The organism is Cylindrospermopsis curvispora GIHE-G1 (assembly GCF_014489415.1).
Classification (GTDB): Bacteria; Cyanobacteriota; Cyanobacteriia; order Cyanobacteriales; family Nostocaceae; genus Raphidiopsis; species Raphidiopsis curvispora_A.
This window is the reverse complement of sequence record NZ_CP060822.1, coordinates 94,398-110,141: the sequence shown is the minus strand read 5'-3', so window position 1 is coordinate 110,141 and position 15,744 is coordinate 94,398. Positions and strand designations below refer to the sequence as shown.

The following is a 15,744-nucleotide window of genomic DNA, read 5'->3' as shown; positions in this document are numbered from 1 at the left end:
GTAACCCAACTTATGAGTGACATTTCTATGCAGCACAGTGAACAGTGGTTAAAACAATTGCTGCAGTTAGCTGGAATCTCTGCTAATGTTTACAGTCAAATGGGTGCTGCACCAACTTTAGAAACAGCTCCCCTGGAACCAAATAGCTATTGGTTGACAATTGATGACTCTAATTTAATGCCCGAACAGATACGGGTATTGATAGGTACTAGCGGATCCGTTTTAGATGCTATACAGTCCTTGGCTAATTCTGTGTTGAACTTACATCACCAGGAACAGGAACAAATATCCTATATCATTGAGTTGAATGGTTATCGTGTCCTAAGACAAGCAGAAATCAGTACTTTGGTGAAAACTGCAGCTCAGGAAGTGCGGTTTTCCGGAAGGGAGGTGGAAATTAGATCTCTGAATTCCGCTGAGAGACGACAAGTTCACAGCTTCTTGAAGGAATTTCCAGATTTGGAAACCTTTAGCCGTGGTCGGGAACCTAATCGCAATCTGGTGATTCGTTTAGCCACTCAATCGCCAGCTAATTCTGATTACTCAAGCTAAAATGGGGTTAAATGCGAAGGTTTAACAATACTTTCCAATTGGGTAAATATTGAAGTGTATTCATAAGTATCATGGATGCTATTTTTCTGCCACAACTAACTAAGGCTCCGCAGTGTACAGAAGAGATTCAGGTTGATGAATTTCTACCGGGGCTAGAAACTTTAACACCCGTGCGTGGTGTTGTTCGTTTGCAACACCATGGTAATTACTTAGAAGTTTCTGGTAAAGCAGAATCTATAATTACTTGTAGCTGTAACCGATGTTTACAACAATATAATCAGAGGTTGGCTATTAAGACTAAAGAAATTATTTGGTTTGACACTAATTCTAGTCCGGTAGAAGATTTACCCTTGGAAAGGGAAGTTGCTATGGAGGATTTGGTAGAAACCATTGCACCTGATGGTTATTTTGATCCTGGTGAGTGGGTATATGAACAGATGTGTTTAGCCATTCCTCAACGCCAGTTATGTAACTCAAATTGTCCGGGAATTATAGCTACTGGTGTTAATGAAAGTTCAGTTGATAGACGTTGGTCAGCTTTAGAGAAATTGAAAAATCAACTTTCCTAGGGTTTTGATTAATTGGAAATAGGTAAAACTTTTTCCAATTACTTTTCAATTTTAGTCACCAGGTCAATCCCAACTGATGTAGTAGTCTTTTTAAGGGGGATTCTCTTTTCAGTTTTAACGCTAGTATTTGGGTGCTTTGTAGTCTATTAAAGTTGTTATCACCCACCAAAATTAGAGAAATATTGCCATCGGATAATTTTGGTCCGATAGTTAGTCCCTCTATATTATCTAAGGGTAGGGGTAGGGTTTGCAAATCTAGAAGTAATTTTTTCTCAACTGGTTTGATTTTGCCGATGTCAATAGCTTTAAGACTAGGGATATTCTGAATATCATCAGCATTGTTCAGAGACACTTCGAATAGGGAAACTGCAAAGCCCACACCGGTAAAGCTTCTTTCTAAACTGAGAAAGTTTCCTCTATTATCTAAAGCTACTAAATCCGACAGTCCACTATAAAATCTATCCATGAAGTTAAATAGGGGTGTAACTGGTTCCATAGGGTAGAGAAATTCTTTTTGCGGTTGATTATAAGTGAGGTTATATTGTAGAATTCTACACAGAGTGCCAAATTTGGGTTTAGCAGCTTCACCATCTTGAACTAGGGCGTTTTCCGTAGCTGTAAACAACATTTGATTGTTAGGTGTGATTGTCAAACTTTCAAAGGTTAAACTATTATGCACACCCCGTTGATTTTTGCCATCGGGTAAAAATTTCTCTGGTATGGGTAGACTATTAATTGCGTTCCCTGAAGCTAGAGAAAATTCCCGAATAAACGGATTAATTGATTGACTGACATCCCCCTCTGAAGAAATAAAGACGGTGGATTTTTTTGTCACTGCAATACCCTCGGGATCAATTCCCCCAAGGGCAAATTTTCGATTGTTTTCATCTAGTAGAGTTGTGACACCTACAGGTAGTACTTTGCTTTGGTCTAACTTACCTTTACTTAGGTCAATTTTGAAGTTATAGAACCGAGGTGGTCCTTTTTGTCCCCGGTTATCGGAAACAACATAGTAAAGATCGTGATCAACATCATAGGTAATTCCTGAGAGTCCACCTATTTCAGTATTTTGAAAGGTATATCCCGTGGGTAAAGTAGCTACACCAAGAAATTCTATGTCCGTGATTATAACGCTTGCAGTGGCTATCTGACCTAAAAATAAACCTATAATACTAACAATGACCATGGTAATAATACCATAAATGACCATTCTGGGATTTTTCCATTTGGCTTTTTTGTGTTCTTTCATCTTGAACTCACATTCTGCAGATAATCCAGAGCGATGACCCATCTTAACATATACTTAATAGATGACTATTATTTATTTAGGTAGTGTTCAGCGTGAGAAATTCCCCCAGCTTAGATCCTGATTTGAGGAAAAACTTAGTAGTAATCTTTACATGTGGTTTGTTGTTTTGGTCAGCTTTGGCGTCCCTATTGCCCACACTGCCATTATACATAGAGTCCCTAGGGTCAACAAAGCAACAAATTGGTATTGTTATGGGTAGCTTTGCTGTGGGAGTATTAGTGTTTCGCCCCCAGGTAGGAAAATTAGCAGACCGTCAGGGGAGAAAGCTAGTTTTACTAATTGGTATGGTAGTAGCCACAATTGCCCCTTTAGGTTATTTAGCAGTAAAATCCCTGGTGGGATTGATGCTAATTAGAGCCTTTCATGGTATAAGCATTGCAGCATTTGCTACAGCCTATATTGCACTAGTATCGGATTTAGCTCCGGATAACCGTCGTGGCGAAGTTATTGGGTATATGAGCTTAGTCAATCCCATTGGGGTAGCTGTTGGTCCTGCCCTGGGTGGATATTTACAAGCCATAGCGGGTTACACCCCATTATTTATTTTCTCCAGTTTACTAGCTGGTTTAGGTTTAATCTGTGTGATTCCTATAACCAATCCCCCCACATGGAAAAATAACAAACAAGAAACAGGGGATGATTTCTGGGGAATTTTAATTAGTCCTCGAGTTCGTGTCCCAGCAATTATATTATTGATCATAGGTTTTTCCATTGGTACCATACACACCTTTATCGCTCTGTTTATTAAATCAATAGGAATTGATTTAAACGCTGGCTTATTTTTCGCTGCTGCGGCCATTTCCAGCTTTGTTATTAGATTATTTGTAGGTAGAGCTTCAGACAAATATGGTAGGGGTTTATTTGTCACTCTTAGTTTAATCGGTTATGGCATAGCCATGCTAACTATTTGGCAAGCCAACAGTTCTCCAATTCTCCTATTGGGAGCAATTGTGGAGGGTGCTGCTTCTGGTATTGCCATTCCCATGATTTCCGCCATGATGACTGATAGAGCCCTACCCCATGAACGAGGGCGCATTTTCAGTGTATCCCTGGTGGGATTTGATCTGGGACTGGGTATAGCTGGTCCAGTGGTGGGTTACATAGCCCAATCCACTAGCTATCGTCATGTTTTTGGTCTTAGTTTTGGTTTAACCCTCCTGGCTATTTTAATCTTTATGTCCCAATCTAATCATGGGGTATTCCAATCACTACGCTTTGCCCTAGGTCGTAGTAAGGATGTTTATCAACGATCAGCAAGCGATTCTCCAACCTTATCTACCAATACCTAAATATTGGAAACCAGCGTTAATCAACATTTTTGGTTCTAGAAAATTTCTGCCATCAATCATTACAGCATGTTTCATCAGTTTCGCCATTTTTCCATAGTCCAAGCTGATAAATTCTTGCCACTCTGTTACTAGCACTAAAGCATCACAACCATCTGCCAATCTTTCAACATCGGTTTCCACTAACACCCCGGAAAGACCATGGCGCATACCAGATTGGGAAATGACCGGGTCGTAAGCCTTTACTTTTGCGCCTAAACGATTTAGCTCCTGTATAAGTTTAAGCGCAGGTGCATCCCGTAAATCATCTGTATCTGGTTTAAAGGTTAAACCCATCAGTCCTATGGTTTTACCTTTGAGAATTTTTAATGCCTGTTGCAATTTTTCTATGGCAATTACCCGTTGTCTTTCATTTACACTTACCGCAGCTTTGAGTATTTGGGTATCATAGCCATAGTCATCAGCAGTGTGAATTAGAGCTGATATATCCTTAGGAAAACAAGAACCACCCCAACCAATTCCAGCTTGTAAAAATTTACTACCAATGCGGGAGTCTAAACCTATGCCTTTTGCTACTTGAGTAACATCCGCACCTACGCGATCGCAAATATTTGCTACTTCATTGATAAAGCTAATCTTAGTGGCTAAAAAGGCATTTGCCGCGTATTTTACCATTTCAGCTGAACTCAAATCCGTCACCAACAAGGGTATGGGTGGTAAGGATTTGTCCACGGCAAATTTTCTTTCTATAATTGGGGCGTAGAGTTCTTTCATCATACCAATAGCTTCTGGACTACTTCCCCCCAATACAATTCGGTCTGGGTTAAAAGTATCATAAATTGCCGAACCTTCCCGTAAAAACTCTGGATTGCTAACCACATCAAACTCAGGGGAATTTACTCCTTCTACCAAGGATGCTTGGCGTTCAGCAAGGCCATCTAGCACAATCATTCGCACCCAATCACCAGAACCAATAGGTACGGTAGATTTATTCACAATCACCTTATAACCATCATTCAAACTTGCTCCAATACCACGAGCTACTGCTTCTACATATCTAGTATCACTTTCACCATTTGGTAAGGGAGGTGTTCCCACTGCAATAAACAGAATTTCCCCATGGGCCACTCCTGCGGCTAAATCCGCTGAAAAATGAATATTACCGCTATTTATGGCAGATTGCATAATTTCCGATAGTCCTGGCTCAAAAATTGGCGATTGTCCAGACTTCATCATTTTAATTTTTTCTTCGTTGTTATCTATACAAATAACATCATGTCCAATGTGTGCTAGACAGGCTCCCGTTACTAACCCTACGTAACCGGTTCCAATTACACAAACGCGCATCTTTCAACTCCTAATTTTTTCTAATTTTTGTATAATTCAATATTTTTAGTCATTAGTATGAATGCGGGAGTAGAAGTCTTCCACGGTCAACTTTAAACCGGTTTGTAGAGAAATTTTCGGTTCCCAATTTAACCAGGTTTTGGCTTTGGTGATATCGGGACGACGACGACGGGGATCATCTGCTGGTAGGGGTGTAAATTTAATTTGCACCTCTGGATTAATCATGTTTTGTATTGTCTGGGCCAGTTCTAAAATTGTGTATTCTTCTGGATTTCCTAGGTTGACAGGACCAGTGTAATCACCATTCATTAATTTAATTAAACCTTCTACTAGGTCTGAAACATAGCAGAAACTCCGAGTTTGTTGACCTTCCCCATATACAGTTAGGGGATTACCCCTCAAAGCTTGAACTACAAAATTACTAACCACCCGACCATCGTTTTCTAACATCCTTGGTCCATAAGTGTTAAAAATTCTAGCTACCCGAACATCTACTTTATTTTCTCGGTGATAGTCAAATGTCAATGTTTCAGCAACCCTTTTACCTTCGTCATAACAGGAACGAATCCCGATGGGATTTACACTACCACGATAGTCTTCCGTTTGGGGATGGATTTCTGGATCTCCATAAACTTCGCTAGTAGATGCCAATAAAAATCTAGCCTTGACTCTCTTGGCTAAACCTAACATATTCAAAGTTCCCATTACATTTGTCTTGACAGTTTTAATGGGGTTGTATTGGTAATGTACTGGGGATGCGGGACAGGCTAAATGATAAACTTGATCTACTTCTAAGCGAATTGGTTCGGTAATATCATGACGAATAATTTCAAATCTAGGCTTGTTTAACCATGACAGCAGATTTTGCTTACTCCCTGTGTAGAAGTTATCAAGGCATATAACTTCATGATTGTTGGACATTAGACGGTCTATAAGATGAGAACCTATAAAACCCGCTCCACCAGTGACTAAAATTCTCATGGTTGTTTGATTATTATTACTCCTATAGGATATTCATGCTGGTTGCAAATTGAGAAGTGTGCCAGCCAAATTTGTTCGGTTCTAACTGTTCGTTCTAACTAGGGATGGATCTGACCAAGAATAAATCTTAATTGATCATAATCGTCCTTTAAAAGTAAACTTAGGTAGCGACAGGCTTTTACAAGCCATTCTCTGTCTAACTTACGTAATTTGTAAACTTCACGAATCGCGGATGCAACTAATGATTCTACTGGTGCTCCGGGAACTAACAGTAAGGTTCGCAGAAAATCCATATTATCCGTAAATCTAAGTATAGATTCTGGTCTACACCTATACACTGCCTGATGAATTTGAGGTGGACGTTGAGGTAAATAGTGATACATTTGTCTTTGAGTAGATATGTCCGATGGTGCCTCAAAGCCAACAATAGCAGCTTTAAATTCTGTTTTCAACATGGCAAATATTTGGGGTTGTTCCTGACGTAAATTTTTTAGGGACAACCCCAGGGCCCGCGCCCGGTGCACACTATCTATGGGAGCAGTAGTAGCATAGTATACTACAGCATATATTTGATTATCGGATTCTTCATCAAAGGCGGAAATCCAGCTACCAAAAGCTGGCATTAGGGGAAATCTTAAATCTTCCGGATCCAAACACTGAGCCAGAAACTCGGTAGAGCTGGTTTCAATTACCTCAGCAATGTGGTCAGGATGACGATCTTCCGTGGCAAACTGTGGTAAGGGTAAAAACATGTTGATACTGGTATAAGAGAAGAGGGGGGTGACAATCGTGAGTATAAAATCCCCACCCAAACTTCATGGTCATTTTCCTTTTTTTGTAGGTATAGTTTCCACTACTTCTAATTCCGGAAGGCGAAAGGTGATAATTTTATCCCAGTTACCTCCTTCAAAAAGAACGGCAACTTTACCATCGCTAACCCGTTGTACAAGTCCTTCATAACGATCATAAGTGTCTGCAGTATTTTTGACGCGAACAGTAGCTCCAGGTAGGATCATGTTTTTATCCTCAAATTTTGTTGTTAGCTTGATCATATAGTAATCCTAAACTATTGGGTATTGGGGGGGGAAGATCAATTTAGTAGTATTTTTGTTGCTGACGGAAAATGGCTACAGATTCCACTATTCCTAGACTGATAAAGTTAGTCAACATTGCTGAACGTCCATAGCTCATCCAGGGTAAGGGTATACCCGCCACCGGTGCTAAACCCAGAGTCATACCAACGTTGACAATCAGTTGAAATACAATCATTGACAATACACCAATAGCTATTAGGGAGCCAAAATTATCTTTGGCAGTTTTGGCCACATGGAGCAATCGGAAGCAAATTAAACAGTACAGGGATAAGACTATTAAACAACCAATAAAACCAAATTCCTCCCCAACTGCGGAAAAGATAAAATCTGTGTGCTGCTCGGGAACGAAGTTTAATTGAGTCATTGGACCTTTAAATAATCCCCATCCCCACACTTCCCCTGCACCAATAGCAATGCGAGACTGTACCAGGTGATAGCCAGCTCCTAGGGGGTCATGATCAGGGTTCATAAACACAGTCAGTCGGTTTTTTTGATATTCTTTTAAGACATGATTCCAGGCAAAAACCCCCAGTTCACCACCTAGCATATTTAAACTAAAACTGGCGATCGCACTAATGTTAAATTTCTGCCAGGGTAAGTTTAACCACCCTAAAACTCCCATGGCGATCGCCCAGAGTATGCCCAGGGGACTAAAAATGAGTTCTTTAAAGAGTATAATTGGTTGAGACAGGGGCCAAGATGTACTAAACAAAATAGCAGATATTACTGGGGAACCCATCAGGATTAACCAAGCAGGGTTAGCATCCGCCCAGTAAAGCATTCCTATCACTATGGAGGCGAATACTAGTGAGGTGGCTAAGTCTGGCTGTAAAAAGACTAATAACCAGGGAACTCCTGTAAATGCTAAAGCCCGAAAAACATTATCCAAACTGGAAGCTGTGCGCTTGTGTAACAGAGCTGCCAGGGTGATAATAACTCCTATTTTAGCAAATTCCGAAGGTTGCACATTAAATCCTAAAACGCTAATCCACCTTTGAGCTCCTTTAGCACTTGTACCGGCTATCATCACTAAAATTAGGCTGAAAGTAGTCAATCCGTAAGTGAACCAGTGCCATTCTATTAGTTTTTCATACCGAAACCGAGATATACACAAGGCTATAATCAACCCAATACCGGTGATCAGCCAATGCCACCACCAATCAGTAACAGGTTGATTGCGTTCTGTACTAAATATCATCAACCCGCCAAATACACTGGCTGCCACAGGTAGACATAATAGCAACCAGTCCATTTGTTGCCAGGGTTTTATCCAAGAATGCCAAGTAAATTTTCGAGTTGAACGTTTTAATAACATTATACTAATAAACAGTAGATGTTAACACTAATCATGTTAGAGCTGCCACAGAAACCTTAGCAGCGATCCCTTGGGCGATCGCCTTTAGGGACTGAGCGGAAACTGAATCTGGGTGGGAAATGACCACGGGTATACCATTATCTCCACCAATTCTGATAGACATTTCCAAAGGTACACATCCCAAAAGTGGTACTTGCAATTCTGCAGCTGTTTTAGAACCACCACCGGAACCAAAGATGTCATATTGTTTATCCTGTTGATCCGGAGGGATAAAATAACTCATATTTTCCACAATCCCCAACACAGGAACATTCATCTGTTGGAACATCCGTAAACCCTTGCGGGAGTCCAACAGAGACACGGTTTGAGGAGTAGTAACAATTACTGCTCCTGATATAGGTACTGCCTGACTGAGGGTTAATTGGGCGTCTCCCGTTCCGGGTGGCATATCCACGATTAAATAGTCAATTTCTCCCCATGCAACCTGATAGAGAAACTGACGGATCACACCATTGAGCATGGGACCACGCCAAACAACTGGCTGATCTCGGTCTATTAAAAAGCCCATGGATACTAACTTCACCCCGTAATTAAAAGCTGGTTCCAGGATTTCCCCCTTCTCTGAGGAGCGCACGGCAATTTCTGCATCTGCTAAACCTAACATAGTGGGGTCATTAGGACCGTAGATATCAGCATCTAATAAACCCACTTTGGAACCTGCTTGTGCTAAAGCCACAGCCACATTTACAGCTATAGTGCTTTTACCAACTCCACCTTTACCACTAGAAACAGCAATTATATTTTTCACTCCCTGGATACCAGTCCTGTCAGGTAGAGCTTTCTGCTGGGGTATTTCCGCTGTTACCTCAACTGTTATGTCTGTAACACCTGGTAAATTACGAATAGCTTTTTTACAATCTTCTACAATAAATTCTCGTAATGGGCAAGCGGGAGTAGTCAAGACTAAAGTAAAGCTAACTTTGCCACCATCAATTTTCACGTTGCGAATCATATTTAGTTCCACCAGACTTTTGCGAAGTTCTGGGTCTTCTACTGGACGCAACACTTCCAGCACTGACTGGGAATTGAGGAGATTGGACATATGTACCCGCCTTAATCAAATTTAAAAGACTTTTATTTTTACTAGATTTTTACTAATTTAAATCTTAACTGTCCACCAGTTAAAGATTAGATCCCTGGGACATTTCTGCTGCTTCCACCAAACAACGTGCCACCTGATCTATATATGAGCCAAATAGTGACCAAATTATCGGGGATAACCAGCCACGTAGATCTACTGAATAGGATAGATAACTACCACATAGAGTAGAGTCTATTTGATAAGTTACCCTTTCTTCTACGCCAGGAATGGACAAAACACGAACACTTAGGAGTTGTTTAGGATTTACTCGCTCTACGAAAATATGAATAGGGATTGGCCAAAATCTTGACACTGCCTGAAATATTAATCCTGGTTTGGGCACTAAACCTAGGGGTACATTAGTGCTTTTAAACAGGGGATGCCAGGAAAAATCCGTTAGATCTGACACTTTTAACCATAGTTGGTCTACGGAAGCGGAACTGATTTGTCGATAGGTTTTCATGAGGGAAACGCAAACTCGACGATGCTTACGGTGCAGGAACCTGGATAACCAATTTTGCACTCTGAATCTCTCCTAGCTATTTGTCTGTTTAATTGTCAGCGGTGCATTTTAGACTATTTTCCACTTCATTGTAGAACATGAGAAGGACATGATATACAAAATGGGCCCTTTTGTCAGTTTGTTCATCTTAATTTTTCAAGAATTGCAAAGAAAATTTACCAACTAGCCAAAAGAATGATAGGAGAGCCACACCGCTTTAGAAAGGCTTTTCCTAATTTCTGATACTGATTTTTCATACTGGTTTCTGATATAATCTTCCCAAACGATTTGTCGTTTCCATTGACGTAAGCTGTCGTGCAGCTTCTGTAAAAATTGTAATTTTTAGGTTCGGGAATCTATGTTGACAAACTCGCAAACCCCCACTCTCTCAGCAGAATTATCCAAATTTCTTCCCCCCCCTGACGCTCAAACTAGAGTCAGTCAGTTTATGAAACAATTACAAGATAAAATTACTACTGAGTTAGAATTGTTGGATGGTGGAGTTAAATTTACGGAAGACTCTTGGGAGCGTATAGAAGGTGGTGGTGGGCGTTCCCGTGTCTTGCGTGAAGGGACAGTTTTTGAACAAGCTGGTGTTAATTTTTCCCAAGTGTGGGGCGATCAGCTGCCACCATCTATTTTGGTTCAGCGCCCAGAAGCTGCAGGACATGGTTTCTATGCTACTGGTACTTCCTTAGTTTTACATCCGCGTAACCCATATATACCTACTGTCCATTTAAATTATCGTTACTTTGAAGCAGGCCCAGTATGGTGGTTTGGCGGTGGTGCTGATTTAACTCCTTACTACCCTTTTGCTGAAGATGCTATTCATTTTCATCAAACTCTTAAGGATGCTTGTGATAAACATCATGAAGATTACTACCCGGTGTTTAAACGCTGGTGCGATGAATACTTCTATCTTAAACATCGGGGTGAAACTAGAGGCGTGGGAGGCATATTTTTAGATTATCAGGATGGACAAGGTGATATTTATCGAGGTCCTGATTCCCAGGGGGAAGCTGCCAACTACAGTCGCAGTTTGACACCATTACCCCGTCGTACCTGGGAACAAGTGTTTTCTTTAGTCCAAGACTGTGGTCAGGCATTTATCCCAGCTTATGCACCTATCGTCGAGCGTCGCCTAAATATGGAATATGGCGATCGCCAGCGTAGTTTCCAATTGTACCGTAGAGGTAGGTATGTGGAATTTAACTTGGTTTATGACCGAGGTACGATTTTTGGACTACAAACTAATGGAAGGACGGAGTCGATTTTAATGTCCCTACCTCCCTTGGTGCGATGGGAATATGGCTATCAACCACAACCAAATTCTCCCGAATCCGAACTATATGAAACTTTCCTCAAACCCCAAGACTGGCTCAATTGGAAGTTACAATCTAGTCATTGAGTGTATATAGCATTGGTATGGGCTGGTATAATAATATGGCAGCAAGACAGCAGCTTTTTAATATTCCAGCCTCAATTGGTAAAAACTGCTAAAACTATTAGACAAAAATATTAACAGATATGCTCTCTATACAAGAAAAAAGCTATCAGACTAAAAGCGATGAAACTGTAATTGTTTTAGCACCAGCGGGTCGCCTTGATATTACAACTGCTTGGGAATTTAGATTAAAGTTACAGGAGTGTATTAGTAAGAAGACTTGTCATCTAGTGGTGAATTTGGGAGGAGTAGATTTTATTGATAGCTCTGGTTTAACTTCCTTGGTAGCTGGAATGCGTGATGCAAACAAGTTAAATAGAACTTTTCGCATTTGTAATATTCATCCAGATGCAAAACTCGTTTTTGAGGTCACCATGATGGATACTGTGTTTGAAATCTGTGAAACAGAAGAGGAAGCTTTTACTATTCCTTTTTGAATGCACAACTGAATCTAAGAAAGGACGGCTTTTTGTTAGAATAGGAAATAACAATACATTGCCCTTAACATTTTCCTTGTGAATAACTTCCGTACTGTCTCTGATACAAAGCGAACTTTCTATAGCCGTCATACCCGCCCCATCAACACTATTTACCGTCGGGTAGTAGAGGAATTGATGGTAGAGATGCACTTGCTGTCAGTCAATGTAGATTTTAGCTACAATTCAATCTATGCCTTAGGGGTTGTCACAACTTTTGACCGCTTTATGCAGGGCTACCAACCATCCGAGGATCTAGTATCTATTTTTAATGCCATCATTTGTGCTGTGGAGCAGGATCCCCAGGTGTATCGCCAGGATGCAGCTAAGCTCAAGGCTATAGCTAAATCTTTTCCTGTCAAAGACTTAATTGCTTGGTGCAGTCAAACTACCCCATTGGATCAAGATGCTAATATCCAAGGGGAACTACAAGCCATAGCCCAAAATCCCAATTTTAAATACAGTCGTTTGTTGGCTATTGGTTTATTCTCCTTATTGGAATTGTCAGATCCTGAATTTGTCAAGGATGAAACTCAGCGCAATCAAGCTATTGCAGTCATTGCTCAAGGTTTAAAATTGTCTGAGGATAAACTAAATAAGGATTTAGACTTATATCGTTCTAATCTTGATAAGATGGAACAGGCTCTAATAGTTATGGCGGATATGCTGGCTGCGGACCGCAAGAAGCGTGACCAGCGTCAGCAGAAATCTAGTGACACCGTTCTTCCCCCAACTAATGAGTAATTAGGACTTGCATTGAAAAGTCCTAGGTGGAGAGCCAAAACTGTTTCCTATCTCCACGAAAAGACTTTTTGATGCAGAGCTTGTTGATTGATGGACTTTTAGGTGATCGCTTAGGGCACCACCAAGAAATTTTTTTGCCAAAGTACTAGGACAGTGCACCAAGCATTTGATAACTTATTAATTGATTGGCAACAAAACTATAAATTACTAAATTACGGAAGGATCACCTTGAGTTACCATCGAGATGCGATCGCCCCCCACGGCGGACAGTTAATAAACCGAGTTGCTTCACCAGAACAAAAAGAATTTTTTCTTGCTAAGGCTGAGTTTCTACCAAGAGTGATCCTGGATGAGCGGGCTGTTTCAGACTTAGAAATGATAGCCATTGGTGGTTTTAGTCCTTTAACTGGTTTTATGAACCAGGTGGACTACAACCGTGTAGTAGAGGAAATGCGTCTGGCTAATGGTGTAGTTTGGTCAATTCCCATCACTTTGTCTGTGACAGAAGAAGTGGGAAGTCCTTTGCAGGTGGGTGGGTTAGTGCGTCTAGATAACTCCCAAGGTGAATATATTGGCGTATTGGAACTCAGTGAAAAGTATACCTACAATAAAAAGCGCGAAGCTGTGAATGTCTATCGCACAGATGAAGCCCAACATCCAGGAGTTCAAGTAGTATATACCCAGGGTTCTGTGAATCTGGCTGGGGATATCTGGTTACTGCAACGTAATGCTCACCCCCACTTTCCCACCTACCAAATAGACCCTGCAGCTTCTCGACAAATGTTCCGAGAAAAAGGCTGGAAAACTATTGTGGGCTTTCAAACTCGTAACCCCATCCACCGGGCCCATGAATACATTCAAAAGTGTGCTTTAGAAACCGTTGATGGTCTATTTCTACATCCCCTGGTGGGCGCTACCAAGGAAGATGATATTCCAGCGGATGTTCGTATGCGCTGCTATGAAATTTTAATCGAGCACTATTATCCATTAGATCGGGTGATTTTAGCAATTAACCCTGCTGCCATGCGCTATGCTGGACCTAGGGAAGCTATTTTCCATGCAATAGTTCGCAAGAACTATGGTTGTACCCATTTTATAGTTGGGAGGGACCATGCGGGTGTGGGTGACTATTATGGTACCTATGATGCCCAATATATTTTCGATGAGTTTGAACCTTCAGAATTGGGCATTGTACCAATGAAATTTGAACATGCTTTCTATTGTACCCGTACTAAACAAATGGCTACAACTAAAACTAGTCCCAGTACCCCAGCAGAGCGAGTTCATCTCTCAGGGACAAAGGTTAGAGAAATGTTGCGTCGTGGTGAGTTACCACCACCTGAGTTTTCTCGTCCTGAAGTAGCAGCAGAATTGGCACGAGCCATGCGTATTGGACAACCAGCTTTAGTATAGTATACTACTTGAACCACCCGTTGACATTTGGCAAATTACAGATAACGTGACATACTCCACACACTCCCTTACAGGTGAGTGTGGGCTTCTCAACGACTCTTCTATGACGTACAATGGGAGTCTCTGGGTGTCTATACAGTTTGATAAACTTATCATCCATTTTTACTGCAAATTCCCAGTGGTTGCCTCCGATGGTATGCCAGTATTTATTGGCTATCCATTTATCGGTTTTGTTGGGGTGTCGGCGTTTTGCCCATCTGTACAGTCGTCGGTGCACCTGATTAGAGATACTATTGAAGATTTCCTTACTTACAACTGATGAGTAGTAATTACACCATCCCCGAATTATCGGGTTGAGATTACTTATCAGTCCTAGTTGTGGTGTTGGTAAGTTTCTTTTAATGGTAATGGAAATCTTTTCGTAGTGATTCCTGACCGATTTCTGAGATGGAGTGATGACGGTTTTAAATCCTAGTATTTCCTTGTTAGTATTCAATCCTGAGTTGTATTTACCAACTGAGTATTGCCTCACATTGAAGCCAAGAGAATCAAATCCTGGTTTCTCTGTTTGGTGTTCATACAAAGTATGTGCTAATCTGGTCTTACTGGGTTTTAATTCCAACCCCATTTCATTTAGCCATTTAACTAAGATTTCCCTGCATTGTTCAATAACTGCTAAATTTTCATGCAAGATGACAAAATCATCTGCATATCTGATGATTGATATTGCATTAGCTTTGTCCCTTTTAGAGCCTTTACCTGGTAATTTTGAAGCATATTCTTTAAGAATTTCCTCCATACCGTGTAAGGCTACATTTGCCAGTAGAGGGGATATAACACCACCTTGTGGTGTGCCTTCTTCTGTAGGAAACAGGACTTTGCTATTAACCACACCTGCTTTTAACCATGCCTTGATTTGACGACGTAGTTTTGGGTAGGTGTTCATTTTCTTTAGCAATGATTGATGGTTAGTCTTGTCAAAACACTTAGCAATATCAGCATCTAATACAAACTTGGGTTTGTATCTGATGGCCTTGAATATTGCTTGTATGGCATCATGACATGAGCGTCCTGGTCTAAATCCATATGAGTTAGGCTCAAACTTGGCTTCCCATTCTGGCTCTAAAGCTAGTTTGACAAGTGCTTGTAATGCCCTATCATACATTGTAGGTATTCCTAGTGGTCTTTTCTCATCCCTCCCAGGTTTGTCTATCCAGACTCTTCTGGTTGGTTTGGGTTTAGACCCTAGTTTTAACTCTTCTACCAATTCCAGTCTTTCGCTGGGCGATAAAGCTTTAACTCCATCAACCCCGGCGGTTTTCTTTCCTTAATTGTCTTGAGTTACCCTGCGTGTAGCCAAAGCTTTGGCCGACCAGGATTTCATCAGCACCTTTTGGAGTCCACGAACCACCTTGACATCCCCACGGGCTGAGGCTTGATAAATTCGTTTTTGGATTTTGTATACACGACGTTCTAACTGTTTCCAGTTAATCATGTTCCATTCTACCGTAGTCTTTACACTCGTTTTAGACATAATTCCTACTAACAACTTTATCGTCCATATCACCGTA

At 40.9% G+C, this 15,744-nt stretch carries 17 protein-coding genes; 7 read left to right on the top strand and 10 right to left on the bottom strand.

Annotated features, from left to right (window positions below; all coding sequences use genetic code 11):
* Nucleotides 1-12 precede the first annotated feature (12 nt).
* On the top strand, nt 13-552 hold the full coding sequence (locus IAR63_RS00490) for a Jag family protein (protein ID WP_057177513.1): 540 nt from the start codon (nt 13-15) through the stop codon (nt 550-552).
* Nucleotides 553-623: 71 nt separating this feature from the next.
* A complete protein-coding gene (locus IAR63_RS00485) occupies nt 624-1,121 on the top strand; it encodes a YceD family protein (protein WP_057177514.1) in 498 nt (165 codons plus the stop codon).
* A gap of 55 nt (nt 1,122-1,176) precedes the next feature.
* Here IAR63_RS00485 and IAR63_RS00480 read toward each other — a convergent pair whose 3' ends face one another.
* A complete protein-coding gene (locus tag IAR63_RS00480) occupies nt 1,177-2,370 on the bottom strand; it encodes an esterase-like activity of phytase family protein (RefSeq protein WP_057177594.1) in 1,194 nt (397 codons plus the stop codon).
* A gap of 92 nt (nt 2,371-2,462) precedes the next feature.
* Here IAR63_RS00480 and IAR63_RS00475 point away from each other — a divergent pair, with 92 nt between their 5' ends.
* Entirely contained in the window at nt 2,463-3,719 is a 1,257-nt protein-coding gene (locus tag IAR63_RS00475; protein ID WP_057177515.1) for an MFS transporter, read from the top strand.
* On the opposite strand, the gene IAR63_RS00470 is transcribed toward IAR63_RS00475, so the two are convergent.
* From IAR63_RS00470 to IAR63_RS00440, 7 genes are all read right to left on the bottom strand, one after another.
* Nucleotides 3,702-5,063 carry a UDP-glucose dehydrogenase family protein gene (locus IAR63_RS00470; RefSeq protein ID WP_187706212.1) on the bottom strand — a complete coding sequence of 454 codons (1,362 nt, stop codon included), beginning with the start codon at nt 5,061-5,063 and terminating at the stop codon, nt 3,702-3,704. The two genes, IAR63_RS00475 and IAR63_RS00470, sit on opposite strands and share 18 nt — an antisense overlap.
* Nucleotides 5,064-5,108: 45 nt before the next feature.
* The gene (locus IAR63_RS00465) at nt 5,109-6,044 is read right to left on the bottom strand and encodes a UDP-glucuronic acid decarboxylase family protein (protein ID WP_187706211.1); all 936 of its coding nucleotides are present in this window, start codon (nt 6,042-6,044) and stop codon (nt 5,109-5,111) included.
* A 98-nt stretch (nt 6,045-6,142) separates the two neighbouring features.
* Nucleotides 6,143-6,796 (bottom strand): HAS-barrel domain-containing protein, encoded by a 654-nt coding sequence (locus IAR63_RS00460; protein ID WP_187706210.1) that lies wholly within the window; start codon nt 6,794-6,796, stop codon nt 6,143-6,145.
* Between the two features lie 69 nt (nt 6,797-6,865).
* Complete coding sequence (locus IAR63_RS00455; protein WP_187706209.1) at nt 6,866-7,060, bottom strand: NAD(P)H dehydrogenase subunit NdhS; 195 nt, start codon at nt 7,058-7,060, stop codon at nt 6,866-6,868.
* A gap of 79 nt (nt 7,061-7,139) precedes the next feature.
* Complete coding sequence (gene rodA / locus IAR63_RS00450; RefSeq protein WP_187706208.1) at nt 7,140-8,453, bottom strand: rod shape-determining protein RodA; 1,314 nt, start codon at nt 8,451-8,453, stop codon at nt 7,140-7,142.
* A gap of 31 nt (nt 8,454-8,484) precedes the next feature.
* Entirely contained in the window at nt 8,485-9,555 is a 1,071-nt protein-coding gene (locus IAR63_RS00445) for an Mrp/NBP35 family ATP-binding protein (RefSeq protein ID WP_187706207.1), read from the bottom strand.
* Nucleotides 9,556-9,634: 79 nt separating this feature from the next.
* Nucleotides 9,635-10,117: an SRPBCC family protein gene (locus IAR63_RS00440; RefSeq protein ID WP_187706206.1), complete on the bottom strand. Its 483-nt coding sequence runs from the start codon at nt 10,115-10,117 to the stop codon at nt 9,635-9,637.
* 337 nt (nt 10,118-10,454) lie between these two features.
* Here IAR63_RS00440 and hemF point away from each other — a divergent pair, with 337 nt between their 5' ends.
* The 4 genes from hemF to sat all read left to right on the top strand — a co-directional run bounded on the left by hemF (nt 10,455) and on the right by sat (nt 14,173).
* The gene (gene hemF / locus IAR63_RS00435) at nt 10,455-11,504 is read left to right on the top strand and encodes an oxygen-dependent coproporphyrinogen oxidase (protein ID WP_187706205.1); all 1,050 of its coding nucleotides are present in this window, start codon (nt 10,455-10,457) and stop codon (nt 11,502-11,504) included.
* A 119-nt stretch (nt 11,505-11,623) separates the two neighbouring features.
* Nucleotides 11,624-11,977 (top strand): STAS domain-containing protein, encoded by a 354-nt coding sequence (locus tag IAR63_RS00430; protein ID WP_115538759.1) that lies wholly within the window; start codon nt 11,624-11,626, stop codon nt 11,975-11,977.
* Nucleotides 11,978-12,055: 78 nt separating this feature from the next.
* Nucleotides 12,056-12,760 (top strand): photosystem II biogenesis protein Psp29, encoded by a 705-nt coding sequence (psb29, locus tag IAR63_RS00425; RefSeq protein ID WP_187706204.1) that lies wholly within the window; start codon nt 12,056-12,058, stop codon nt 12,758-12,760.
* Between the two features lie 228 nt (nt 12,761-12,988).
* Nucleotides 12,989-14,173, top strand: a complete 1,185-nt coding sequence (gene sat / locus IAR63_RS00420; protein WP_187707287.1) for a sulfate adenylyltransferase — start codon at nt 12,989-12,991, stop codon at nt 14,171-14,173.
* 4 nt (nt 14,174-14,177) lie between these two features.
* On the opposite strand, the gene ltrA is transcribed toward sat, so the two are convergent.
* Together ltrA and IAR63_RS18270 are read right to left on the bottom strand one after the other, a co-directional pair.
* Nucleotides 14,178-15,440, bottom strand: coding sequence for a group II intron reverse transcriptase/maturase (ltrA, locus tag IAR63_RS00415; RefSeq protein ID WP_235678312.1), 1,263 nt, complete (start codon nt 15,438-15,440; stop codon nt 14,178-14,180).
* Between the two features lie 60 nt (nt 15,441-15,500).
* On the bottom strand, nt 15,501-15,707 hold the full coding sequence (locus tag IAR63_RS18270; protein ID WP_235678311.1) for a reverse transcriptase N-terminal domain-containing protein: 207 nt from the start codon (nt 15,705-15,707) through the stop codon (nt 15,501-15,503).
* Nucleotides 15,708-15,744: the final 37 nt, after the last annotated feature.